Source organism: Gordonia sp. CPCC 205515 (assembly GCF_048537925.1).
GTDB lineage: Bacteria > Actinomycetota > Actinomycetes > Mycobacteriales > Mycobacteriaceae > Gordonia.
This window is the reverse complement of record NZ_JBCLVJ010000012.1, coordinates 31416-53749: the sequence shown is the minus strand read 5'-3', so window position 1 is coordinate 53749 and position 22334 is coordinate 31416. Positions and strand designations below refer to the sequence as shown.

Genomic DNA, 22334 nt, shown 5'->3' with positions numbered 1-22334 from the left:
GGGTTCGATGCGACGGCGACGCGAAATGTTCCCGACCGCAGATGCTGGTGTCGGCAGCGTACGGTGACCGAGAATGTTCGCTGTGACCACCGGGGGGAGACGATGACCGAGACCGCGCCCACGGCCGCCGATCCGTCGGCGACCGCCGCGGCGAGTGTGGTGGAGGCGTCAGCCAAGGTGCTGCGGGCCTATCGCATGGAGACACTCGCCGACGTCGCCGAAGCGAAACTCGACCCGGCGCGGCAGACCCGGACGGTGGTGGTCGTCGGCGAGGTCCAGCGCGGGAAGAGTTCGCTGGTCAACGCCCTGGTGGGCCGACGCGATCTGTGTCCGGTCGGAGTGGAGGTCACGTCGTCGGTGGCGGTCAGCGTGACGCCCGACCCGGAACTCGACGGCGAGTCCGCCGCACAATTGTTCTTCCCGTCGGGTCCACGGCCGACCGGCGTCGACGAACTGGCACGGTGGGTCACCACCACCGGAGCGCACGTCCGGGATCCGCGGGTCGACGAACTGCCGACCGGCGCCGCGATCGCGCTGCGCGACGCCCGAATGAATGACATCACCCTGGTGGACACGCCCGGGGTCGGCGGCCTGGATGTCGGGCTGTCCCGGCTGGCCACCCAGTCCGCGCAGCAGGCCTGTGTGCTCGTCCTCGTGTGCGATGCGTCGAGTCCGCTGACCGCCCCCGAGATGGAGTTCGTGGCCGAGGCGACCCGCACCGTCGACTCGGTGGTCGTCGCGGTCACCAAGACCGACAAGAACCTGCGACGCTGGCGCGAGATCATCACCGACAACGAGCGTCTGCTCGCCGAACACCTACAGCGGCCGGTGTCCGTCTGTGGAGTGTCCAGTCTGCTCGCGGTCCTCGCTGCCGAATCGCCCGATCCCGCGCAGCGTGACCGTCTCGAACGCCTCAGCGGCATCGCCGACCTCCGGCAGGAGATCTCGCGCCGCCTCGACGCCGCCGCCGACCTGCCGCACCTCGACGCGGTCCGCACCTGCCTGGAAGGACTACGGGTGGTGCGCGGCAAGGTCGCCCGGGAACTCGAGGCCGTCGACGCCGGGGCCGACGCCCTGCCCGACCTCACCGCCGACAAGGCGCGACTCGAGGAACTCCAGTCGCAGGCGCGAGAGTGGGAACACTACATGGCGCGCGACCTCACCCTCCTGCGCCAGGAGGCCGTCGACGACCTCGAACGCCGCCTCGACGACGTCCGCGACAAATGGACGACCTACGTCAACACCCACGGCATGGAGATATTGCGCCGCAGCGCACAGAAATTCACCGCCGACATGCAGACCGACCTGCAACTCGCGATGGCCCACACCCTGTCGACGTTCCTGCAGCAGCTGCACGACACGGTGATCGCGCCGCGGTTCCCCGACGAGCCCAGTGTGTGGGAAGAACTGTCCGCCGCGATCGTCACCTCCATGCAGGACAAGAAGATCGAAGCCCACCAGGTCGGCAGCAAACGCCACGGGCTGCTGGATCCGACACTGCTGACGATGGGTGTCGTCGGCTCCTCGACACTGGGTACCCTGCTGGGACTCTCCGCCCTGGTGGGGGTCGGTGCCGCCGTCGGTGCCGTGTGGGTGGGCATCAACCTGGGGTTCCGCGCGATGCGCGCCGGAAAGTCGAATCTCCTTGCCTGGCTGCGGGAAACGATCGCCGCAACCAAAGCGGCGACGGGTAGACTGCTCGACAGTGCGGTCGCTCGAGCCCGGCCGGAGATCGTCATCCGCTACCGCGAATACCTGCGTGTCAACATCGAGCAGCTACAGGCCACGATCACCGAGGTGCAGCAGGCGACGGCTGCGGACACCGCGAGCCGGGACAAGACCCGGCAACGATTGACCACCAATCTGGAGATCGTCGACAAACGGATCGTCGCCGCCGAGGCGCTGCTCGGGTCGCGAGGCCCCCGATGAGCGGCCCGAATGCCGGTCCGAGCACGGCGGTGCATCAGACCCTCGATCAGGGCCTGCGCCACTTGGCCTCGCTCGGAGGCGATCTCGTCGATTACGCCAACTCGATCGGCTCGATCCTGTGGTCACCACCGCGGGTGGTGATCGTCGGGCGACTCAAGGCCGGCAAGTCGACGCTCGTCAATGCGCTGATCGGGGCGCCGGTCGCGGAGACCGCTGCGCTCGAGGCCACCAACGTGGTCACCATCTACTCCGACGGGTCGCCGTCGCGGGCCGATGTGGTGGGCATCGATGGCCGTCGGTATCCGGTCGCCGTGCACCGCGACGAGCGGGTGCACCTGCCGATCGACTCGCCGGACGTTGCATTCGTCGACCGATGGCTGCCGTCGGCGGCGCTACGGAACCTCACTTTGATTGATACACCGGGACTGTCGACGCTGACCGTTGCCAACGACGCCGCGACGCGCCGGGTGACGATCGACGGATTCGAGCAGACCCGCACCGCCAGCATCGACGCGGACGCCGCGATCTTTCTGTTCGACGCCGCACCCCGACGCGACGAACTCGACTTCCTCGCGCAACTCCCGTTCACCCCGCTCAACACGCTCGGGGTGCTCTCGCGGGCCGACGCCTTCGGTGAAGGCGCACTGGGCCGACGGGATCCGCTCGGGCACGCGGCCGAACATGCCACCCGGCTCAGCGCGCAACTCGCGGGGACCGTCGAGGACGTCGTGCCGATCTCCGGGCTGATGGCACAGACCAGTCACACCGGCATGCTCACCGAACAGCTTGCCGCCCAACTGGCCTCGTTGCAGGCGATGAGCCCGCTCGACGTGACGCTGATGTTCGACGACGACGCCGTGGACGGCTCGCTGATGCCGGCCGTCCGCGATCGGCTTCTCGGACTGCTCGGCGAGTACGGCGTGATCAACGGCCGCCGGGTCGCGACCGGGGGAGCGGCCGCACTGAACCGGTGGCTCGTCGACCGGTCCGGTATCGCAACGCTCCACCGGGCGCTGGACGCGTCGACCACCCGCTACGCGGTGTTGCATCGTGCCCACCGGATTCTCGACCGCCTCGACCGGCTCGCTTTCACCCATCCCGCTCGTGAGCAGATTCGTTCTCTGACAGCACAATTGCGTGCCACCCCGAGCCTGCATCCGGTGACGGTGTTCGAGGACTATCAGCGCATGCTGCGGACCGATCCGAAGGCGGCGGTGACCGACGAATTGCGCACCGTCCTCACCGCAACCTCGCCGGCCGGTCGCGTCGGACTGCCTGACCAGGCGCCCACGCACGCGGTGATGGCCGAGGCGCAGCGTCGGCTCGCGATGGCCCACCAGCGTGCGCTGGCCACCGGTTCGGCCGCCGAGGACGCCGCTATCGTCACCCTGATCCGCACCTACACGCCCCTGAGTGCGCCGCCCGCGCGCTGACCATCGAAAACGATCACAGGACAACGCAACCCATGCCCTCACCGTCCACGTCCGCTGCCACCTGGACCCTCGCGATCGACTTCGGCACCTCCAACAGTGCCGCCGCGCACTCGGGCGCCACCACCGGCCGCATCGAGACGCTGTCGCTGACGCACACCAGCAACCTGATGCCGTCATCGGTCTTCGTGGCCGGGCCGCAAGCGATTTCGGTGGGGGACGCGGCGATCAACCAGGCGCAACAGAACCCGGCGGGCTTCGTGCCATCGCCGAAACGGCTGATCGGCGGCGCCCCCACCGTCACCGTCAACAACGTCACGCTGCCCACGTATGCACTGGTGAGCGCGGTGATGCGGGCGATCATCGCCCGCGGCGCGGCCGCCCACGCCGGTGCGCCCCCGACGCAGCTCGTGCTCACCCACCCGGAAGCGTGGGCGCGTCAACAGATTCGGGTGCTCGTCGATGCCGCGGCGCACGCCGGGATCGATCCCGCGCGCATCGTCACCATCTCCGAACCCCGGGCCGCGGCCGCACACTATTCGCGATCGCATGCGATGCAACCCGGCGCCAAGATCGCCGTCTTCGACTTCGGTGGCGGCACCCTGGACGTCGCGGTCCTCACTGTCACCAGCGAGAACGCCTTCTCCGTTGTCGCGGCCCGTGGCGACAACGGTCTCGGCGGTAAGAACCTCGACGCGCTGATCGGGCGCTGGGTCGAAGAACGTCTCGACGACCGCGATCCGAACCTGGTCACCTATCTCCGCCGTCAGGCCCCGGTCGACGTGGTGCAGTCACTGCAGGAATCCATCCGCCGCGCCAAAGAGCTTCTCTCCGAAGCGCCGTCGGCGACCATCACGGTGCCCACACCGGGTGGCCGACAGACCCTGCAGATCACCCGCGATGAGTTCGACGAACTCATCGGCCCCTCGGTCGCCCAGTCGATGTCGCTTACCCGGGCCACCCTGCTCGACGCGGGCATCACTCACCCCGAGCAACTGACCGCGCTCTACCTGACCGGCGGGTCGTCGCGGATCCCGCTGGTGCAGCGGCGTCTCGCCGAACTGGGGCGGGTCGCCACTCTCGACGACCCGAAAACCGTGGTGGCACAGGGTGCACTGGTGACCGCGATGGCTGATGCGGCACCCCCGAACCAGCCGCCCCCGAACCAGCCGCGTGGAGCCACGATGCCCGGGGCAGCGGTGCCCGGTGCAGCGGTGCCCGGCGCCGCCGACCTCATGCCGTCCTGGCAGGGAGCCGGCACCGCACCCAATCCGGCGGTCCCGGGCGCGGGCGTCGGTGACACCGGCACGCCGAAGCGACGATGGGGGCGGATCGCGGTCATCGGAGTCGCGGCACTCGCCATCGTCGGGATCGTCGCGGGTGTCGTCGCCGCGATGAACCGCGACGAACAACCCGACACCCCCTCGGTGCCGTCCGGATCGTCCGCGTCGGTATCCGTGCAGGCAAGCGGTGACGCCTCGGTGATCCGCGACCAGGAGGCGCTGCTCGCCGCATTGCCCGCCACCTTCCGCGACTCGCTGACCACCTGCACCAGCGCCGGCTACAACGTCGACGGCGCCCTGAGGCTGACCTGCAAGGTCGACAGCGACAGCTCGTTGGCGTCGCTCGGCGCGTCCCCGGACTCGATATTCACCCTCGTCATGAGCGATGTCACCGAGGCCAAACAACGCATCAAGAACATCCGTAACGGCATCTACAGCGACGGCAAGGGCACGCTGGTGGAGAACGACGCACGGACCGCCGCCGCCGATATCGCGCGCACCTCGGCCACCATCGACAGCTACACGATCAAGTACGCGAACACGTCATCTGGCCTGGTCGCCGACGTGCAAGGGCTCAGATCCATCGAGGATGCGAAGACCTTCCTCACCCGCTCCGGACTGATGTCGTAAATCTATTTTCGGCGACGGGGAACATTCTGCGGTGCCGGGTGCAACCAATCTTCGACAACGCAAACCCAAGCGCCCGGGCCACCCGGGCATCGAGGAAAGGCCACACCATGTCCGACAGCATCCACCCCAGCACCCCCGCTCCGGCGCCCGCCGCCCCGGCCCCCGCACCGCAGCAGAGCACGAACGGCGCCCACGTCGAGCACTCCACCGACCCGGACACCGGCCACCAGGTCAACACCTACGTCGACGCGCAGGGCCACGTCTACCTCGTGGAGATGGACACCGACGGTGACGGCGCGATCGACGCCGCCGCCAAGCCCGGCCCGGACGGCGGCACGATCGTCGGCCGCGACACCGACCACGACGGCAAGGTCGACCTCGTCTCGCACCTCGACGCCTCCGGACACATCTACGAGCAGGACACGCTGAGCGCGAGCGGCCAGATCGAGAGCATGCTGCTCGACGCCGATGGCGACGGTGTGCCCGACGTGAAGCTCGTCGACAGCGACCACGACGGCCGCATGGACACCACCGTGCTCGACGTCGACCACGACGGCCGACCCGACACCCAGATCGTCGACACCGACGGCGACGGACAGCCCGACGTCATGAGCTACCTCAACGGCGGCCCGGCCGGCCTGCAGTCCAACAGCCCGGACAGTGACCCGTCGGCGCCGGAAGCCCCCAGCGTTCCCGAGGGTCACACCGACAGCTCCTACGGTGCACAGGACGATCACGACGGCTACACCGCGGCCCACTACGACGGGTCCGACGCCCACGGCGTTTTCTGATCCACCTGCCCGCACCACGACGGGGCGGCGGCCCGCAATGGTCGCCGTCCCAAACTCTTTCACGCCCATTCACTCGAGGAAGCAGGCTCGGCAGTGACCACGATGATCCCCGGCAGCATCAGCGTCGACGGAACCATCCACGCCGTAGGCGACCAGCAGCGCATCACCATCGGCGCCGCCGGAGACAACGACATCGTCGTCGCACACCCGGACGTCCTCGATCACCATCTCGCCCTGCAGTGGCGCGACGCCGGGTGGTGGCTCGTCGTTGCCGACCCCGCCGCGCGGGTGTTCACCGGCGGTCGGCAAATCGCCGAGGTGCCCGTCGACGGCTCGGTCGCCGTACACCTCGGATCCCCGGCGCTCGGTCCGGCCCTGACCGTCGTCCTCGACACCTATGCACCGCAAACACCCTGGACTGGCGACGGTTTCGAGGTGTCGGCAGCACCGATGCCCCGGCAACTCGCCGGCGCACCGCACTTGCAGCCGATGCGTCGCAACGCCGAGGGCGGCGCGCCCATCCGGCTCGACGGAGTCGCCACCATCGGCCGCAACGCCGACAACACCATCGTCGTCGACGACGTCCTCGCCTCCCGACTGCACGCTCGGATCACCACTGCGGCCGACGGCCTGTGGATCGACGATCTCGAGAGCATCAACGGCACCTACGTCGACGGTCAGCGCGTCGAGCGGCGCGCACTCATCGACGGCAACACGATCACCATCGGCAACAGCGACTTCGTCGTCGCCGGCCGGACCCTGGTCCGCGGGCACACCCCGGACGCGCCGGTCGGCGGGCTGGCCGTCCACGGCGTGGGGATCATCGTCGACGGCACCAAGGAACTCCTCACCGACGTGGACGTCGTCGCCCGGCCGGGTACGCTCACCGCGGTCATCGGGCCGTCCGGTGCCGGTAAGTCCACCGTCGCCAAAATTATTGCCGGACTGACTGTTCCGACCAGCGGATCGGTGACCTTCGAAGGCCGCGACGTGCACGCCGGTTACGCGGCGCTGCGCACCCGGATCGGCATGGTCCCGCAGCAGGATGTGCTGCACGGCAAACTCACCCTGCGCCAAGCCCTGCGGTACGCCGCCGAGTTGCGCCTGCCCGACGACTTGCCGGGTGCCGACCGCGACGCGGTGATCGCGGGTGTGCTCGACGAACTGCAGCTCACCGAGCACCTCGACACCCGGGTCGACACCCTCTCCGGGGGACAGCGCAAACGCGCCTCGGTGGCCATGGAATTGCTCACCGGCCCAGCGCTTCTCATTCTCGACGAACCCACCTCGGGTCTTGACCTCGCTCTCGATCGCCAGGTGATGTCGACCCTGCGCCGCCTCGCCGACGCCGGCCGCGTCGTCGTGGTGGTCACCCACTCGTTGGCCTACCTCTCGATGTGCGATCAGGTGCTGCTCCTCGCTCCCGGCGGCAAGACGGCCTACCTCGGCGCCCCGGCCGCTGTCGGCGCCGCGATGGGTACCGATGACTGGGCCGAGATCTTCGCTTTCGTTGCCGCACAGCCCGATACCGCGTATCAGCGATATCTGCGCGGCGCACCGAAACAGCCGCCACGGCTGCGCCGCGTCGTCGCATCCTCGCCGGCTGTACCGCACCGGAGCGCGCTGCGGCAGTGCTCCATGGTCGCGCGGCGACAGATCCGCCTGATCCTCGCCGACACCGGCTATCTCGCGGTCCTGGCGGTGATGCCGATCGTCCTGGGGTTGCTGACCCTGGTCATTCCGGGCAGTAGCGGGTTCACCGTCAACCAGTCGACGGAGACCGCGGGTGAGGCACTACAGATCCTGGTCATTCTCGTCGTCGGCGCCACCTTCATGGGAGCGGCGCTGACCGTCCGCGACATCGTCGGCGAACGCGACATCTTCGAACGCGACCGTGCGGTCGGACTGCAACCCGGGTGCTACCTCACCGCCAAGGTGCTCGTCTACTTCGCGGCCGCGACCCTGCAGTCATTGGTGATGGTGGCCATCGCCTTCGTGGGCACCGGACTCCCGGACGGTGGGGTGCTCGGGGTGGCGCCGCTCGAATTGTTCGGTGCCGTCGCCGCGCTGGCCTGCGTCAGTACGCTGGTGGGGCTGGCGATCTCGGCGACGGTGCGCTCCACCGAACAGACGATGCCGCCGCTGGTGATCATCGTCGTCTCCCAACTCGTGTTCTGCGGTGGCCTGTTTCGGCTCACCACGCCTGGACTGGAGCAGCTGTCCTGGCTGTTCCCGTCGTACTGGGGGTACGCGGTGGCCGCCGGCGCCGTCGACCTCACCCGGATCGCGCCGCTCGCTCCGCAGACCCGACAGGCGACGTTCTGGCAACCCGAACTGAGCAACACCCTGCTCGGCTACAGCGCACTGCTGCTGATGGCGATCCTGCTCGCCGGCTATGTCACGGCGCGCCTGCAACTGAAACGACCCAACCCCGCACCGGCCCGGTAGCATCTAGGGCGTGTCTCCCAATTCCCTTTGCGGGCCTTTGCGGCTCGATGGCCCCCTGGCTGCGTTGTCGTCGGTCACGATAGCTGCCGCTATCGCTCCCTCCTCCGCCTTGCCAGCGGACCATCGATTCCGCAAATGCCTCGCAGAGGAATTGGGAGACACACCCTAGCCGAGAAACCACAGGAGGTCACGACATGCCCGAGGAGCCCTCGATCCTGGCTTCGCTCGGCGTCGACCCCGGCACACTCACACCGCCGCCCCCGGAGATCTGGCAGGCCGCGCTGCACGCCGCCTTCGATCCGACCGCGATCGCCGACGCCGACACCGTGCCCGTCATGGACGACACTCCGGCGTCCGGCGACGATCAGGTCATCGCCGACGATCCGACTGCCGATGTCGCCCACGGCCAGCCGCCACATGGTGACGTGCCCGGACACGACACCGTACTGGTTGACGACGACCACGACGATATCCACCCCGGCCACACCGACACCCTTCACCACGATGTCGACGAGTTCGGCCACCACGACGACTACGGTCATGATCACGACGGTCACGACGACATCGGCGGTCATCACGGGCTGTGATGAGAGTCTGACGAGGTGGGGGACGTGAAGGACGAAGCGGTGCTGCTGATGCAGGCACGCGATGGTGATCAGCGCGCATTTGCCCAACTCGCCGGAGCGCACCGCACCCAGGCCTGGGCGGTCTGCCTCAACATCTGCGGCAATCCGCACGACGCCGAGGACGCGCTGCAGAACACCCTCATCGCCGCGTGGCAGAACCTGCACAAGTTCCGCGGCGAGGCCCGATTTTCCACCTGGCTGCACCGCATCGCCGCCAACAACGCCCTGATGGTCGTCCGCGCACGTAAGGCCAATACCCAGCTCACCGATTTCACCGACCCCGAGCAGCCCGTGCAACTCGTCGATGATGACGACGCACCGGCCTTCGACGAGCGCGTCGCGGTGCGTGACGCTGTCCGGGAAGCGCTCGGCAAGCTGCCCGACGACTTCCGGGAAGCCGTGGTGCTACGCGAGTTCGGCGATCTCTCCTACGCCGACATCGCTGCGCATCAGGGCATCGGGGTGCAGACCGTGAAATCCCGGCTCAACCGCGCGCGCACCCAACTCGCGGAGTTGTTGCGCGACACCATGAGTCCGTCCTAGTCGGATCGCGAGCTCCTTATGCGCCGCTGATCTCGGCATCGGCGCGGTTACGGGTCTGCTCGATCAACCGCGCGTTGGGTTCGTCGACGTCGTCCACCCATGCCCGGGCCGCCTCCGGTGACTTCCCGGCGGCGATGTGCCTGCGCAGCAACCGTTCTCGTCGAAGGTCGGTCGGGGTATCGACATAGTAGAGGCGGTCCAGCATACCGGTGATCCTCGACCACGAACCATGGTCGAGTGCAAGGTAGTTGCCCTCGACGACGACCAATTGCGCAGCGGCAGGGAGGATCAACGACGCGGCGATCGGTTCACCCATGGTGTGATCGAAGTCGGGTGCGTACACGTCGTGCTCGGCGTCGCGGACCCGTATCAGCAGCGCGACGAAGCCGTCGGCGTCGAAGGTGTCGTACGCGCCCTTGCGATCTCGCTGATCGAGCCGGGTGAGCACAGCGTTGGAGAGATGAAAGCCGTCCATCGGTAGGTAACCGACGGACTGCGCTCCGTGGCTCCGTGTGCGGTGCGCGACGAGCGCCCGGGCGATGGCCGTCTTCCCCGAACCGGGCGGTCCGGTGACGCCGATCATGACCCGGGCGCTGCCGGCGGTCAGCAGGTCGTCGACCTCCGCGAATAGCGACATGCGACCAATTGTAGGAACGCATCCGGCGGCGCGGACTCGAGGTCACGCGCCGCCGGAGCGAGTCGCTACTTGTTGCCGAACCAGCTGACGTCGTCGTTGCCGATGAGGTCGGGTACGGTCCAGCCGTCGAGATCGTATTCGGACAGGCACTGCTCGGCGAGGCCCTTCATCTGTGCCACGCCACCGCGGTTCTCGGCGGCGAAGAGCAACTCGGCCTTGACGTTCTCGTGGTTGCCGGAGTAGTTGCGCTCGTAGAGTTCGTGGCGGCCGCCGAATTCCGAGCCGATGGAGTCCCAGAGCGCTTTCATCACCTTGACGCGGTCGACGGCGGTGATGCCGTTGGAGCCGCGGACGTACTTGTCGAGGTAGGGGCGCACGTCGGGGCTCTTGAAGTCCGCGGCGCTCGACGGCAGGTAGATCAGGCCCGATGCCACGTCCTGTTCGATGATCTCCTTGATCCGCGGATAGCCCTGCATCATGAACATGCGGTAGGTCAGGCCGTATTCGAGGCGCGGGATGACGGTGTCACCGATCCACGGCTCGGGGTTGTGGGCCATCGCGTCGGTCAGCGTCCAGAACAGGTTGCGCCAGCCGATCACCTCGCCGACGCGGGTCTGCACGCCGCGGAATCCGCCGGAGCCGGTGCAGTCCAGCGCCTTCATCAGCAGGCCGGCGATGAAGTCGAGCTTGACCGCGAGACGGGTGCAGCCCTGAAAGGTGAAGCGCGGCAGGAAGCCCGACTGCGGGAAGAACGCATTGATCCGGTCGACGTCGCCGTACATGAAGACGTTCTCCCAGGGCACGAGCACCTTGTCGAAGATGAAGATGGTGTCGTTCTCGTCCATCCGGCTCGACAGTGGGTAATCGAACGGGCTGCCCATCACCGCGGCGTGCTCGGTGAAGGACGTGCGACAGATGAGCTTGATGCCGGGGGCGTCCATCGGGACGGTGCAGATGAGCGCGAACTGCTTCTTGCGGATCGGCAGGCCGTAGTGCGCGATGAAGTTGTAGTTGGTGATGGCCGAACCGGTCGCGACGACCTTCGCGCCCGACACGATCAGGCCGGCGTCGGTCTCCTTCTCCACCTTCATGAACACGTCGCCGACCTCGTCGGGCGGCAACTGACGATCCACCGGCGGGTTGATGATGGCGTGGTTCCAGTAGAGAACCTTCTCCTGCGATTCGCGATACCAGCGTTCGGCGTTGGCCTCGAACGGTGCGTAGAGATCCTTGTTTGCATGCAGCGTGCCGAGGAAGCTGGCCTTGTAGTCGGGGGAGCGGCCCATCCAGCCGTAGGTCATCCGCGCCCACTCGGCGATCGCGTCGCGTTCGGTGATCAGGTCCTCGGAGCTCTTGGGTGCCTTGAAGAACGGCATCGTGACGCCGCCGTTGCCGGTGTCGGTGGAGGTGGTGACCTTGTCCTTGGTCTCCGGATCGTGCATCGAGTCGTAGAGGCGGGCGGTCATCCGGATCGGGTTGCGGAAGGCCGGGTGGGTGGTGACGTCCTTGACGCGATCGCCGTGCAGCCAGATCTCGCGGCCGTCCTCGAGCGATTCGATGTACTCGTCGCCGGTCATCGGCCGCGACGCGAAGTTGCGGGTCTTGTTGGCCTCGCTGTCGGCGGCCGGGTTGACGGTGGGGGCGGCGTCGGATTCGGGGCGGTCGATGGTGGTCATTGCGGTTACCTCTCTCTATTCGGGACTGGTTGTTCGGGTCAGGCGGACTGGGAATTGGTGAGATGGAAGGGGGTGAAGGTCGTCGTGGAGTCGAACCAGCCGGAATGCGGGTCGTCGGCCGACAGCGTCCAGAGCGAGTTCACGCTGGGTTCGCCGAGATCGTGAAAAGTGCTGCGGTAGTAGAGGAGTGGTGGTTTTCCGCTGGCCTCGGCGTCGACGATCTCGCCGATGAAGATGGTGTGGTCGCCGCCGTCGTAGGTGCGCCACGGGGTGCAGCTCAGAGTGGCCGCACTGCCACACAGCACCGGGGCGGTGGGACCGTCGGACCAGCGCGGTCCCGGGTCGGCCGGACGGCCGGCGAAGTGCATCGCGATGTCGAGCTGGTCGGCGGCGAGGATGTTCACCGCGAACGGATTGCCCTCCAGGAACCCGCACGCCTTGGACTTTTTCGTCAGCGTCACCTGGCACAGACGCGGTTCCAGGGACACGGCGGTGAAGGCCGTCACCGTCGCGCCGTGGGGCTCTCCTTCGGCGTTCTCGCAGGTGATCACGGTGACACCGCTGGCGAACTGCCCGAAAACGTTTTGCAGAGCCTTGCGTTCCATGTGATCCCTCCTCTCTCGTCGTGCAGAATGTGAGGTAGAACATAAATCGACGAAAGCCTCTTGACGATCCGCCAAACGCGGTGCCGATCCGGAAAGCGCGGCGAAGTCGAGAGGAGTGTGGATGAGCCAGTTGCAGCGGCTGGAGATCCCGGGTGACCGGGAGTGGGACGCGGCGTCGAGTGCGGTGTCCGACGCCTACTTCCCGCACACACTCACGCCACTGAACGGGCGCAGCACCGCCGACGACGTCGACCTCGCCGTCACCGTGCTCGGCCCGCTACGAATCGCGCGCATCGGCTGGGGCGCCGAAGTGGCCATCCATTCCGACCATCCGGGGGCCTACGGCATCAACGTGCCGCTCGGCGGTGTGCTGGAGACCAGCGTCGCCGGCCACACCGTCGTCTCGACCAGCGGTTTTGCGACGGTCAATCCACCCGACATGCCCGCCGAGATCACCCGCTGGTCGGACACATGCACGATCGTCGGGGTAAAGATCGACCGCGACTTCCTGCAACAGGAGGTGGTCCGGGTGGCCGGCGATCCGGCCGCGACCATCCCCGACCAACTGGATCTGCACTCGCCGGAGGGCGCCAGCTGGTTCCGGCTCGTGCAGACCCTCGCCGCGCAACCCACCGACGACCCGCTCCTGGCCAATCCACTGGTCGCCGAGCAACTCGCCGGGTCGCTGACCGATGCCTTCCTGCTCGCCGCGTTGCCCGACGACCCGGCCGACCGGCTGGCTCCGCGCCCGCGCATCATCACCCGCGTCCTCGACGCCCTACGCGCCGATCCGGCTCGGGCGTGGACCGCCGCCGACATGGCCGACGTCGCCGGGGTCAGCGTGCGCCGATTGCAGGAGGGCTTCAAAGAGTACGTCGGCCGGTCGCCACGTGAGTGTCTGGTGGAGATCCGGCTTGCCAAGGTGCACGACGAACTCGTCGCCGGCACTGCGACCTCGGTGACCGACGTCGCACTCAAATGGGGGTTCACCCACTCCGGCCGTTTCGCCGCCGCGTTCCGTCACAAGTACGGCACGCCCCCGTCCCACGTCCTGCGCGACTAGCCGCCCACAGCAACCACTTTCGCGCCCACAGCAACCACTTTCACGCCCACAGCAACCACTTCTGCGTCGGCAGCAACCCCGTCCGCTCGCCGAGGCCCCTTCCGCTTCCTGAGTAGCCCGCGAGGCGATAGCCGAGCGAGCGTATCGAAGGGTCCTCGCGCGACCGAACAGAATTGTCATACCCCCGAGGTATGTTCGTGGTTAGCAGGAAGTAGACAACGAACGAAGCGCCGCGACCCCCAGAGTTGAGGGGTGGCATCAGAGATGAATGTGGGTGTCCTGCAGCCATGTCCGTATCTGGTGAAAGGTCGCTCGCGTGTCCACTTCAGCCGGCTCACCACCGGAGGCGCCGTTGTGGCGTGGGTTGCCGGCTGCCTTCCTCGGCGGGATCGACCCTGCCGATGCCGATGAGGCGCCGATCAACGACCTGCTGCTCGGGATGACCGATCTCGATCGCGGGCACTCCTATCTGGCTTACTGCGACTACCGGACGGCGCAGGTGGTCTACGACCGGTATGTCGCCGCGCGGGAGGACACCGATGGGTTCGTGGTCGACGGGTTCGCCGACGCGGCGACGCGGATTGCCCAGCAACGCACGCTGACCCGCCATCACGCCGAGACGCTGCTCACTGAGGCCATCGTGGTGCGGGACCGACTTCCGGATGTGTTCGAGTGTTTGGGTGACGGGGTGATCAGCCAGCGTCAGATCCGGCAGATCATTGTTGACACCGATCTGATCGACGGCCAATCCTATGCCCCGTATGTGGATGCCGAGATCGCGAAGCGGTTGCGGGCCGGTACGTATTCGTTGAAGCGGTTGCGCGACATGGTCGATCGCCTCATCTTCCGGCATGATCCCGACGCCGTGCGAGAACGTCGCAAGGAGGCGATGGACAAGCGTGGCGTCTGGGTGGACAAGCGAGCCGACGGGACCGCCGAGCTGACGGCGGTGATGTCGGCGGAGAACGCCCGCATCGCCTACGCCCATATCGATGGGCTGGCTGACCGGGTGTGTGCCCATGATGGTCGCACCAAGAATCAACGTCGCTCGGATGCCGAGTTCGCGTTGTTGACCGGCAGCGAGTTCGCGTGTGAATGCGGGCACGAGGACTGCCCGATCTCCGCGGTGACACTCGACGATGTCGATGCTGAGGGTGCCGACACTGAGGGTGAGTCTGGGGCGTCGACGGCGCTGGTGCCGGTGGCCCCGAAGGTCGTCATCCACGTGGTCTGCGACGAGGCCACCCTCAACGGGACGGCCAACAATCCTGGCTACCTCGACGGTCACGGCGTGATCGACGACGAACACGTCCGTGAACTCGCCACCCGCCCCGATGCGCGGATCGCACCGCTGATTCCGGCGGGGACTCCGATGAATCCTGACGGCAGTGTCACTCTGCCGGGTTCACTGCCGTCGGACCCCTACCGGCCGACCACGTCCCTGGATGCGTTCCTCCGCATTCGGCACGGGTATTGCAGTGAACCCGGCTGCACTCGCAGCGCGTGGGAATGTGACGGCGACCATGTCGCGGAATTCGACCACGACAACCCCGGCGCGGGTGGACAAACGACGTCGGAGAACATGAACCCGAAGTGTCGGCCGTGGCATTTGCTGAAGACGTTCTCGGGCTGGCTCGACGATCAGTGGCGCGACACGACTGGTCGATTACGCACGGAGACAGTCACTCCCGAGGGTCTGATCATCCTGGGTGAGGCCGAAACGATGGAGGAACTGTTCCCCGGGCTGCGGCGCATCCGCTACACCGCCCCACCCCAGGCTCCACCGGCCACCGACCCGTCGAATCAGGAACGCCCGACACGCACCCGCAGTCGGACGGCGAACAAACATGCTCGACGCCGGGCGGAGAGGAATCGGAACCGAAAGCGACACAACGAAGGGCCCGAAACGCCGTTCTGAGGCAACAGGTCTCGGTGACAGGGGTCGGCTTGCGTTGCCCTTCGACACGCTCGGCTGGCTCCTACGTCGCCGGCTGCTCAGCTCAGGGAGCAAGGGGTCGGGCTCAGAGTTGGTTACACGTCGAGCACCAGTCGCGCACAGGCGCCGCGGGAGACGCACGGCATCATCGTTGCGCCCGCGGCCTTCTCGTCGTCGGTGAGCAGATCGTCGCGATGATCGACGATGCCGGAGAGCACCTTCACCTCACACGTGCCGCAGAACCCCATCTCGCATGACGACGGGTGTTCGACGCCGGCCGAGCGGATCGCCTCGAGGACGGAGACGCCGTCGTCGACGGTGATGGTCTGGCCGCTTTGGGCGAGTTCCACCTCGAACGACGCCGGACTCGGCGAGTCGGTGTCGGCGGGTGCGGGCACGGTGGCCGAGAACCGCTCGCAATGCAGGTGCGTCCCGCGGCCGCCGGCGGACATGCGTCCGGCGAGGGCATCCATCAGGCCGCTGGGACCACAGCAATACACCTCGGCTTCTGCTGCGGCCGTGACGATCTGATCGAGATCCAGGGGACCTTCGATCAAGCGGACGTCGCCGCCGGGGAGGAGCGCGATCTCGTCACGAAAGGCGAAGTGGTCCGCCGACCGGGCCGCGTAGAACAGCCGCCAGGAACGGCCGGCCCGCGCGGCCGCCGTCATCATCGGCAACAGTGGCGTGACACCGATGCCGCCGGCCACGAAGACGTAGTCGGTGTGTTCGACGAACGGGAAGTTCTGCCGGGGTGTCCCAACCGCAACCATAGCGCCGCAGCGCAGTTCGCGGTGTGCCTCGATCGACCCACCGCGGCCGTCGGACAGTTCCAGCACGCCGATGCGGTAGCGGTCGCCCCGGTTCGGGTCGCCGCACAGCGAGTACTGTCGGACCGTACCCGACGGCAGGTGCACGTCGATGTGCGCGCCCGGTTCCCAAGTAGGCAGCGCGGTGCCGTCGACCGACGCCAGCTCGAAGGAGGTGATGCCCGCCGCCTCGCGTCGAGTGGCCTCGACGCGAAGCGGCAGTAGGCCGTCGGGGGTAGGGCCGTCAGGCGCTAGCGGCGACATCGGCCTGCCCCTTCGCAAGATTCATCAGTTCCATGAACGACCGTCGATAGTTGAGCGTGAACATGTCGGCCGGCACCGAGAACTCCTGGTAGTCGGCATCCCACGGAACCTCGCGCGGAACCACATTTTCCACGATCGGCACATCCTCGAGATACACGATCTCCTCGAGGCGCAGATTTTCCTCGAGCGACGCGCCCTTGAAGCCGACCTCGTTGGCCACACCCCAGAAAATGGTCACGTGCTCGTAGCTGATCGGCGACGGGAAACCGGCCACGACGCGTCGGCCGAGATCCTCGTAGTGGTAGGTGATGGACGCGAAACCCGGTGCGCCACAGTGGTAGCGCATCATGCAGTTTCCGTCACCGGCCCACTCGCCGGTGCCCGCGTTGAGCGGACGATCCATCCAGACCTCCAGGCCGTCGCGCTGCACCTGCAGCGGTTCGACCACCTCGGGGGTCGGACCCATGGACACCTTGTGCACGAAGGGGAAGTGGGCTACATCGCGGAAGTTCTCGATCGACACCGCCACGCCGACCGGCGAATCGATGGGATCGGCGGCCGCCCATTCCAGGTCGACGCCCTGCCATTCCTCGGGATCGTAGAGCTCGCGGATCGGGTCCTCCAGCACCGTCCACACCTGCCCGAAGCGTTCCACCGCAGGGTAATTGCGGATCGCGGCCTTCGGCGGGATCTTCGACTGGTCGGCCAACGACGGGACGCGCACGCACGCGCCGTTCTCGCTGGCGAACTCCCAGCCATGGTACGGGCAGCCGATCGACCGCTCGTGCACCTCGCCCTGCGAGAGGTCGGCACCGCGGTGCGGGCAACGCCGGTCGGAGACGGCGACCCGACCGGATTTGTCGCGGTAGACGACAAGGTCGACGCCCAGCAGGGTGGCGCGCTGTGGGGTGTCCAGGTCAACACTGCGAGCGACGGGAAACCAGCTGTGGCGCATGGCTTCTTCGGCGAGATCCCGTTTGGTGGCGGTGCGGATGTCGGTGATGGTCATGGTGAGCTCCTGAGGGCTGGAAGTGGTTCAGGCGGAGGGGATGTGGGCGCCGCCGTTGACGGCGAGGGTCTGGCCGGTGATGAACGACGCCGCGTCGGAGGCGAGAAACACGACGGCGTCGGCGATCTCGTCGGCCTCCCCGAGTCGCCCGAGAGGGACGGCGGCGAGCTCGATGTCGTACACGTCGTCGGGCACCATGCGGGTGTGGATGGCGCCTGGTGCGATCGCGTTGACCAGGATCTTCTCCGCAACAAGCTCTTTGGCGAGAGCACGCATGAATCCGAGCTGGGCGGACTTGGCGATCATGTACCCATAGGAATGACCGTCGGGCTGCTGTCCCCACTGCGAGTTGATGAAGATGATCCGGCCCGCGGTGCTGCGCTCGATCTGCGGGAGCAGTGCCCGGGTCAGGCGATACGGTGCGAGGACGTTGACCCCGAAATATGGCTCCAGGTTCTGCGTCGGGGTGTCGCGGAAACCGTTCCAGTCGTGCATGATTCCGGCGTTGTGGACGACGATGTCGAGCACGCCTCCGGCGGCGGATACCGTAGTCGAGATGGTGTCGACGGCGTCGTTGGTGGTCAGGTCGGCGACCACGGCGGTGACGGTACGACCGGTGTCGGACCGGATGCCTTTGGCGGTGGCCTCGAGCTCTCCGCCGTCGAGGTCGGTGATGATGACGTCGGCGCCTTGGGTGGCAAGGGCTTTCGCGTGGGCGGCACCCATGCCGCGGGCGGCCCCGGTGATCAAGGCCAGTCGGCCGGCGAGATCTGTTCGTAGGTACGACATCACGCCTCCGGTGCGACGTGCGGTTCGGTGACGTAGAGCATGTTGCCGTCGGGATCGAAGAACGGGCGGTAACGGTACCAGGTGCCGTTCGGGTGCTTCCACTCGATACGCTCGTCGACCCATTCGACCTTGCCCTCCAGCGCCGCCTCGGCGGCGTCGAGATCATCCACCTCGAACGCGAAAGAGTCCATCCCGGGCGCATTTTCGGCGTTGATCGCGGTACGGCGCGGCTCATGCTCCCCGACGGTGGATTCGAAGATGTAGAGCGTGACGTTGCCCATGTCGATCGCGGCCCAGTTCTCGTCCCGCTCGTAGGGGAGGAAGTAGCTCAGGCCGAGGGTTTCGGTGTAGAAGCGGGCGAGGCGATCGACGTCGTGGCTCAGGATGTCCATGTTGTCGATGCGCTTGAGCGCCAACGGTGCGGTGGTCATGGGGTTCTCCTTGTAGGCGGGGGATTCAGGGTGGATGAGCGGATGAGTACAGGGTCCGCCCGGGTGGGCGGAGACGGTGCCGGCCTCGAGGTCGAGGCGAACCGTCGCAAGGGTTTCGAACTGTGCGGCTGCGCCGAGCGCCGGATCCGGATGGGCGCAGGTGGCGCCGCCGCCGAGCAGGTGGGCGTCCAGCGCCCGCAGCGCCCGCTCCTCGGTGAGTTCGCCGACATCGGCGAGGGCGCGACGCACCATGTCGTGCCGGATCACCGTATCGGGTCCGCCGACCAGTTCGGTGTCGTCGAGAGCCGCTGGGGCAGAAAGGAAATGGTTGGTGTGCACCAGGATACCGCGCTCGTCGGGAAGTGCATAGCCGATCGTGGCCGGATTGAGTTCGACACTGACCGCGGCGGATTCGCCACCGCGATGGCCGACGACGGTCAGACATGTTGACGCCGACACCGGGGCCTGCGCAATCCGCGACAATGCCTGGTTGAGATCGTCGGCCTGATCGAGCACCGACCGGGCGAGCACGTGGACCGGGAAACCGATCCCGTCGCCGTCGGCCCGATGGTGAAGGATGTTGAACAGCAGGCCGATTCCGCGATCGTTGACACCGATCTTGCCGACGATGCCGTACTCGGTGACCGTGGTGGTGACCCGGCCGTCAGGATGGATGATCTCCCAGGCGAGCCAGCTGTCGGCGAGGGATTCGTACCAGTCCCAGCACTGCACGGCGACCGGCGCGGCGCCGGTTCGCAGCCCGACCACCGTCGTGCATTCGGCGCTGCGGGCACCCAACGCGGCCAGGATCTCGGTGCGCGCGTTGATGGCCGAGACCGATTCCACCGGCAGGCCGGCACCGTCGGCGATGCCTCGGATCTCGTCGGCCAGATCCGGTGCGTGGCACTCGATCTGGGTGCGGGCGAGCCGTCCCCACGAGTCGAGATCCACCGCGGTGCCCGCGGCGGTGTCGAACAGCGACCGATACGCGGTCACGGTCCGGGTCACCTGGCGGGCGTTGGCGGTGCCGAATCCTCGTCCCCGGTCGTACGACGTGGCTTCCGTGGAGCGGAAGACGTTGGTGCTCATCGGATCGCCTGCAATTCACGGCCGCGGAGTTCGGGGCCGGCCTGTGCGGCCACCTCGTCGAGGCGGGCGAACCGGACATCGCCGACCGAGACCATGTACTCGATGAACTTCTCCAGCTGCGCCAGGCGGTACGGCCGGCCGATCACTTCGGGGTGCATGGTGAACGAGGTGTGCCGGGATTCCGCTTGCGCCGAATCGAATTCGGCGGCGAAGCAGCGGAACAGTTCGGCCGGGTCGGCGACATTGCCGCCGCCGTCGATGTTCCAGCCGAACCGCGGCCAGTCGTCCAGCGACCAGTGCACCGGCAGCTCCAGGATCGACCGTCCGCCATGGGTTTCCAGGTACGGCCGGTCGTCGCCCATGCAACTCGAGTCGTAGTCGAAGCCCCGGTCGATCAGCAGGTCAAAGGTCTCCGGCGTGAGTTCCCACGAGGTGGACCGATATCCGGTCGGTCGAGGTGCGCCCAGTCGCTGTAGCGCCTCGAGTCCCTTGTCGATCTCCTCGGTCTGGACCTCCGCCGAGACCTGATCGCTGCGGACGTGCAGATAGCCGTGGTGGGCGATCTCGTGACCGTTCGTCAGAAGCAGATCGATCAGGTGCGGATGTAATTCGGCGGTATATCCCGGGAGGAAGAAGGTCGCCGGAATATGGTGGCGGGACAGCAGATCCAGGATGCGGGGGAGACCGCGGACCACACCGTAGCGGCCCTCGGAGAGGATGGTCAGGCGTCGGGCATACTCCTGCCCCTCACCGAGCCAGCCGGCTTCGGCGTCCACGTCGAAGGTGAGTGAGACGGGGATCTCAGACATTGTCGGCACCTTCCATCACAACCGGGGAGACGGTGGAGTCGGACGCGGTGGCCGGAATGCGCCACTGAAAGGTCTTCTTCTCCTGCACCACCTGGCGGTAGAAGTAGAGGATCACCGAGAGCGACAGCACACCGACGCCGATGATGATCTCCTTGGGGCCGCCGTAGCCGGTGATCTCCGAACTCAGGACTCCGACGACGAGGACGATGGCGTCGATCGCGGCGAGTAGACCGGCGATGTAGATCCATTGGCGGCCGAGCTTGATCGGGCGGGGTGCGTCGGGCCGGTCGCGGCGCAGATTGATGAAGCCGGTGAGCGAGAGGATGTGGCAGATCAGATAACCCATGATGCCGGCGACGATGACGGCCATCGCCTCACCGACGAACACGATCAGGACGACGTTGACCAGCAGGTCGAGCGACATCGCGCGGCCCGGCATACCGAATCGGTTGAGCACGCCGAGCTGGCGGATGGTGAGACCGTCGAGCGCACTGCCATGCAGTACCCGGCCGCCCGTCGCCGTGGTCATGACCATCATCAGCATCAGACCGGCGATCAGACACACCGTCATGAACCAGTCGGACCCCGGAATGATCGTGTCGAAGGCCTGCAGATAGAAGGTCACCGGGTTGGCGGCCACGTCGGGCTGATTCGTCAGGCCGCCGACGCCGAGCGGAACCAGGAAGTAGACGGCGAGGACGAACAGTCCGGCGAGCCGTAGTGCGCGCCGCGAATCGGAGACTGTGTACTTGAACTCGGGGACGAAGGCCGCGACGGCTTCGATGCCGTATACCGACCAGGCCATGACGAACATCCAGGCGATGATGGTCTGCCAGCCGGGATGACCGCTCGCGGCCAGGTCCCAATGCAGATTCGACGCGTGCCACTGTCCGGAGAAGAACGGGACGATGGCGAACACCAGGATCGGGATCAGGATGATGACGCCGGTCACGTACATGATGCCCATCGCCGGGCGCATGCCGAGGATATTGAGCAGCCAGCCCAACAGCAGGACGCCGAGGGCGACCATGTGCGGGAAGCCGAGCGTGGCGAGGCCGGTGGAGAAGGTCCAGGTCTGGTTGGGGAACCACTCGGCCTGCACCAGGGTGCCGATCTGCAGGCCGTAGATGGCCAGCGAACTCGACCAGCTGAACCAGTAGCCGAAGGTGGCGATGGGCCCGACGATGGTGCACCTCGAGCGCCACCCCTCGTTGGCGTACATCGAGATGCCGCCGACCTTGTCGCCGAACATGCCGGCCATCTCCGAGTAGATGAAGTTCTGCAGGCAGGCGATGACGGCGACGAGCACCGCGATGGCTATCGCCGTCCAGGCGCCGATGGCACCCATCGCGTACCCGATCACGATGAACAGGGCGGCGGGGATGGAGAGGCTGATGGTGAATCCGTCCCACCATCGCAGGTTTTTCTCGTACGCAGGCATTCCTGCGAGTTCGTCGTGGGCTGCGGTCACGTCGTGCTCCTTGATGGCGGTGTCTGGGTGCGCAATGAAAGTTTGTGGGGGATTTTCTGTGCGCGA

General features: G+C 66.9%; 18 protein-coding genes. 9 read left to right on the top strand and 9 right to left on the bottom strand.

Annotation, left to right across the window (positions count from 1 at the left end):
* Positions 1–102: 102 nt before the first annotated feature.
* The 7 genes from AAFP30_RS19615 to AAFP30_RS19585 all read left to right on the top strand — a co-directional run bounded on the left by AAFP30_RS19615 (position 103) and on the right by AAFP30_RS19585 (position 9680).
* Positions 103–1929 (top strand): dynamin family protein, encoded by a 1827-nt coding sequence (locus AAFP30_RS19615; RefSeq protein ID WP_419231677.1) that lies wholly within the window; start codon positions 103–105, stop codon positions 1927–1929.
* A complete protein-coding gene (locus tag AAFP30_RS19610; protein WP_419231676.1) occupies positions 1926–3362 on the top strand; it encodes a GTPase in 1437 nt (478 codons plus the stop codon). Before AAFP30_RS19615 ends, AAFP30_RS19610 begins: the two co-directional genes overlap by 4 nt.
* A 32-nt stretch (positions 3363–3394) precedes the next feature.
* Positions 3395–5272, top strand: a complete 1878-nt coding sequence (locus AAFP30_RS19605) for an Hsp70 family protein (protein ID WP_419231675.1) — start codon at positions 3395–3397, stop codon at positions 5270–5272.
* Positions 5273–5379: 107 nt separating this feature from the next.
* Positions 5380–6063, top strand: coding sequence for a hypothetical protein (locus tag AAFP30_RS19600; protein ID WP_419231674.1), 684 nt, complete (start codon positions 5380–5382; stop codon positions 6061–6063).
* Between the two features lie 102 nt (positions 6064–6165).
* The gene (locus AAFP30_RS19595) at positions 6166–8511 is read left to right on the top strand and encodes an ATP-binding cassette domain-containing protein (RefSeq protein ID WP_419231742.1); all 2346 of its coding nucleotides are present in this window, start codon (positions 6166–6168) and stop codon (positions 8509–8511) included.
* 194 nt (positions 8512–8705) lie between these two features.
* Entirely contained in the window at positions 8706–9098 is a 393-nt protein-coding gene (locus AAFP30_RS19590) for a hypothetical protein (protein WP_419231673.1), read from the top strand.
* A 48-nt stretch (positions 9099–9146) separates the two neighbouring features.
* Positions 9147–9680, top strand: a complete 534-nt coding sequence (locus AAFP30_RS19585) for an RNA polymerase sigma factor (RefSeq protein ID WP_419231741.1) — start codon at positions 9147–9149, stop codon at positions 9678–9680.
* 16 nt (positions 9681–9696) lie between these two features.
* Here the strand turns inward: AAFP30_RS19585 and AAFP30_RS19580 are convergent, their stop codons facing one another.
* The 3 genes from AAFP30_RS19580 to AAFP30_RS19570 all read right to left on the bottom strand — a co-directional run bounded on the left by AAFP30_RS19580 (position 9697) and on the right by AAFP30_RS19570 (position 12598).
* On the bottom strand, positions 9697–10317 hold the full coding sequence (locus AAFP30_RS19580; RefSeq protein ID WP_419231672.1) for a nucleoside/nucleotide kinase family protein: 621 nt from the start codon (positions 10315–10317) through the stop codon (positions 9697–9699).
* Between the two features lie 65 nt (positions 10318–10382).
* Positions 10383–11993, bottom strand: coding sequence for a 4-hydroxyphenylacetate 3-hydroxylase family protein (locus AAFP30_RS19575; RefSeq protein WP_419231671.1), 1611 nt, complete (start codon positions 11991–11993; stop codon positions 10383–10385).
* 38 nt (positions 11994–12031) lie between these two features.
* On the bottom strand, positions 12032–12598 hold the full coding sequence (locus AAFP30_RS19570) for a flavin reductase family protein (protein WP_419231670.1): 567 nt from the start codon (positions 12596–12598) through the stop codon (positions 12032–12034).
* A gap of 121 nt (positions 12599–12719) precedes the next feature.
* Here AAFP30_RS19570 and AAFP30_RS19565 point away from each other — a divergent pair, with 121 nt between their 5' ends.
* Together AAFP30_RS19565 and AAFP30_RS19560 are read left to right on the top strand one after the other, a co-directional pair.
* Positions 12720–13661: an AraC family transcriptional regulator gene (locus AAFP30_RS19565; protein ID WP_419231669.1), complete on the top strand. Its 942-nt coding sequence runs from the start codon at positions 12720–12722 to the stop codon at positions 13659–13661.
* A 316-nt stretch (positions 13662–13977) separates the two neighbouring features.
* Positions 13978–15579 carry a DUF222 domain-containing protein gene (locus AAFP30_RS19560; RefSeq protein WP_419231668.1) on the top strand — a complete coding sequence of 534 codons (1602 nt, stop codon included), beginning with the start codon at positions 13978–13980 and terminating at the stop codon, positions 15577–15579.
* Positions 15580–15692: 113 nt separating this feature from the next.
* Here AAFP30_RS19560 and AAFP30_RS19555 read toward each other — a convergent pair whose 3' ends face one another.
* The 6 genes from AAFP30_RS19555 to AAFP30_RS19530 are packed head-to-tail and all read right to left on the bottom strand — an operon-like array spanning position 15693 to position 22268.
* On the bottom strand, positions 15693–16670 hold the full coding sequence (locus AAFP30_RS19555; RefSeq protein WP_419231667.1) for a PDR/VanB family oxidoreductase: 978 nt from the start codon (positions 16668–16670) through the stop codon (positions 15693–15695).
* Complete coding sequence (locus tag AAFP30_RS19550) at positions 16651–17679, bottom strand: Rieske 2Fe-2S domain-containing protein (protein WP_419231666.1); 1029 nt, start codon at positions 17677–17679, stop codon at positions 16651–16653. The genes AAFP30_RS19555 and AAFP30_RS19550 overlap by 20 nt, the downstream gene beginning before the upstream one ends.
* Positions 17680–17706: 27 nt before the next feature.
* Positions 17707–18468: an SDR family NAD(P)-dependent oxidoreductase gene (locus tag AAFP30_RS19545; protein ID WP_419231665.1), complete on the bottom strand. Its 762-nt coding sequence runs from the start codon at positions 18466–18468 to the stop codon at positions 17707–17709.
* Positions 18468–19988 (bottom strand): C45 family autoproteolytic acyltransferase/hydolase, encoded by a 1521-nt coding sequence (locus AAFP30_RS19540; RefSeq protein WP_419231664.1) that lies wholly within the window; start codon positions 19986–19988, stop codon positions 18468–18470. The genes AAFP30_RS19545 and AAFP30_RS19540 overlap by 1 nt, the downstream gene beginning before the upstream one ends.
* On the bottom strand, positions 19985–20797 hold the full coding sequence (locus AAFP30_RS19535; protein WP_419231663.1) for a polysaccharide deacetylase family protein: 813 nt from the start codon (positions 20795–20797) through the stop codon (positions 19985–19987). The genes AAFP30_RS19540 and AAFP30_RS19535 overlap by 4 nt, the downstream gene beginning before the upstream one ends.
* Entirely contained in the window at positions 20790–22268 is a 1479-nt protein-coding gene (locus AAFP30_RS19530; RefSeq protein ID WP_419231662.1) for an APC family permease, read from the bottom strand. The genes AAFP30_RS19535 and AAFP30_RS19530 overlap by 8 nt, the downstream gene beginning before the upstream one ends.
* Positions 22269–22334: the final 66 nt, after the last annotated feature.

What these genes read in the sequence shown, in the direction of transcription:
- AAFP30_RS19605 (WP_419231675.1), top strand. Translation starts at nt 3,395, where the DNA reads ATGCCCTCACCGTCCACGTCCGCTGCCACCTGGACCCTCGCGATCGAC.
- AAFP30_RS19540 (WP_419231664.1), bottom strand. Translation starts at nt 19,988, where the DNA reads ATGAGCACCAACGTCTTCCGCTCCACGGAAGCCACGTCGTACGACCGG.
- AAFP30_RS19575 (WP_419231671.1), bottom strand. Translation starts at nt 11,993, where the DNA reads ATGACCACCATCGACCGCCCCGAATCCGACGCCGCCCCCACCGTCAAC.
- AAFP30_RS19610 (WP_419231676.1), top strand. Translation starts at nt 1,926, where the DNA reads ATGAGCGGCCCGAATGCCGGTCCGAGCACGGCGGTGCATCAGACCCTC.
- AAFP30_RS19550 (WP_419231666.1), bottom strand. Translation starts at nt 17,679, where the DNA reads ATGACCATCACCGACATCCGCACCGCCACCAAACGGGATCTCGCCGAA.
- AAFP30_RS19580 (WP_419231672.1), bottom strand. Translation starts at nt 10,317, where the DNA reads ATGTCGCTATTCGCGGAGGTCGACGACCTGCTGACCGCCGGCAGCGCC.
- AAFP30_RS19565 (WP_419231669.1), top strand. Translation starts at nt 12,720, where the DNA reads ATGAGCCAGTTGCAGCGGCTGGAGATCCCGGGTGACCGGGAGTGGGAC.
- AAFP30_RS19555 (WP_419231667.1), bottom strand. Translation starts at nt 16,670, where the DNA reads ATGTCGCCGCTAGCGCCTGACGGCCCTACCCCCGACGGCCTACTGCCG.
- AAFP30_RS19535 (WP_419231663.1), bottom strand. Translation starts at nt 20,797, where the DNA reads ATGTCTGAGATCCCCGTCTCACTCACCTTCGACGTGGACGCCGAAGCC.
- AAFP30_RS19600 (WP_419231674.1), top strand. Translation starts at nt 5,380, where the DNA reads ATGTCCGACAGCATCCACCCCAGCACCCCCGCTCCGGCGCCCGCCGCC.
- AAFP30_RS19590 (WP_419231673.1), top strand. Translation starts at nt 8,706, where the DNA reads ATGCCCGAGGAGCCCTCGATCCTGGCTTCGCTCGGCGTCGACCCCGGC.
- AAFP30_RS19545 (WP_419231665.1), bottom strand. Translation starts at nt 18,468, where the DNA reads ATGTCGTACCTACGAACAGATCTCGCCGGCCGACTGGCCTTGATCACC.
- AAFP30_RS19585 (WP_419231741.1), top strand. Translation starts at nt 9,147, where the DNA reads ATGCAGGCACGCGATGGTGATCAGCGCGCATTTGCCCAACTCGCCGGA.
- AAFP30_RS19595 (WP_419231742.1), top strand. Translation starts at nt 6,166, where the DNA reads ATGATCCCCGGCAGCATCAGCGTCGACGGAACCATCCACGCCGTAGGC.
- AAFP30_RS19570 (WP_419231670.1), bottom strand. Translation starts at nt 12,598, where the DNA reads ATGGAACGCAAGGCTCTGCAAAACGTTTTCGGGCAGTTCGCCAGCGGT.
- AAFP30_RS19615 (WP_419231677.1), top strand. Translation starts at nt 103, where the DNA reads ATGACCGAGACCGCGCCCACGGCCGCCGATCCGTCGGCGACCGCCGCG.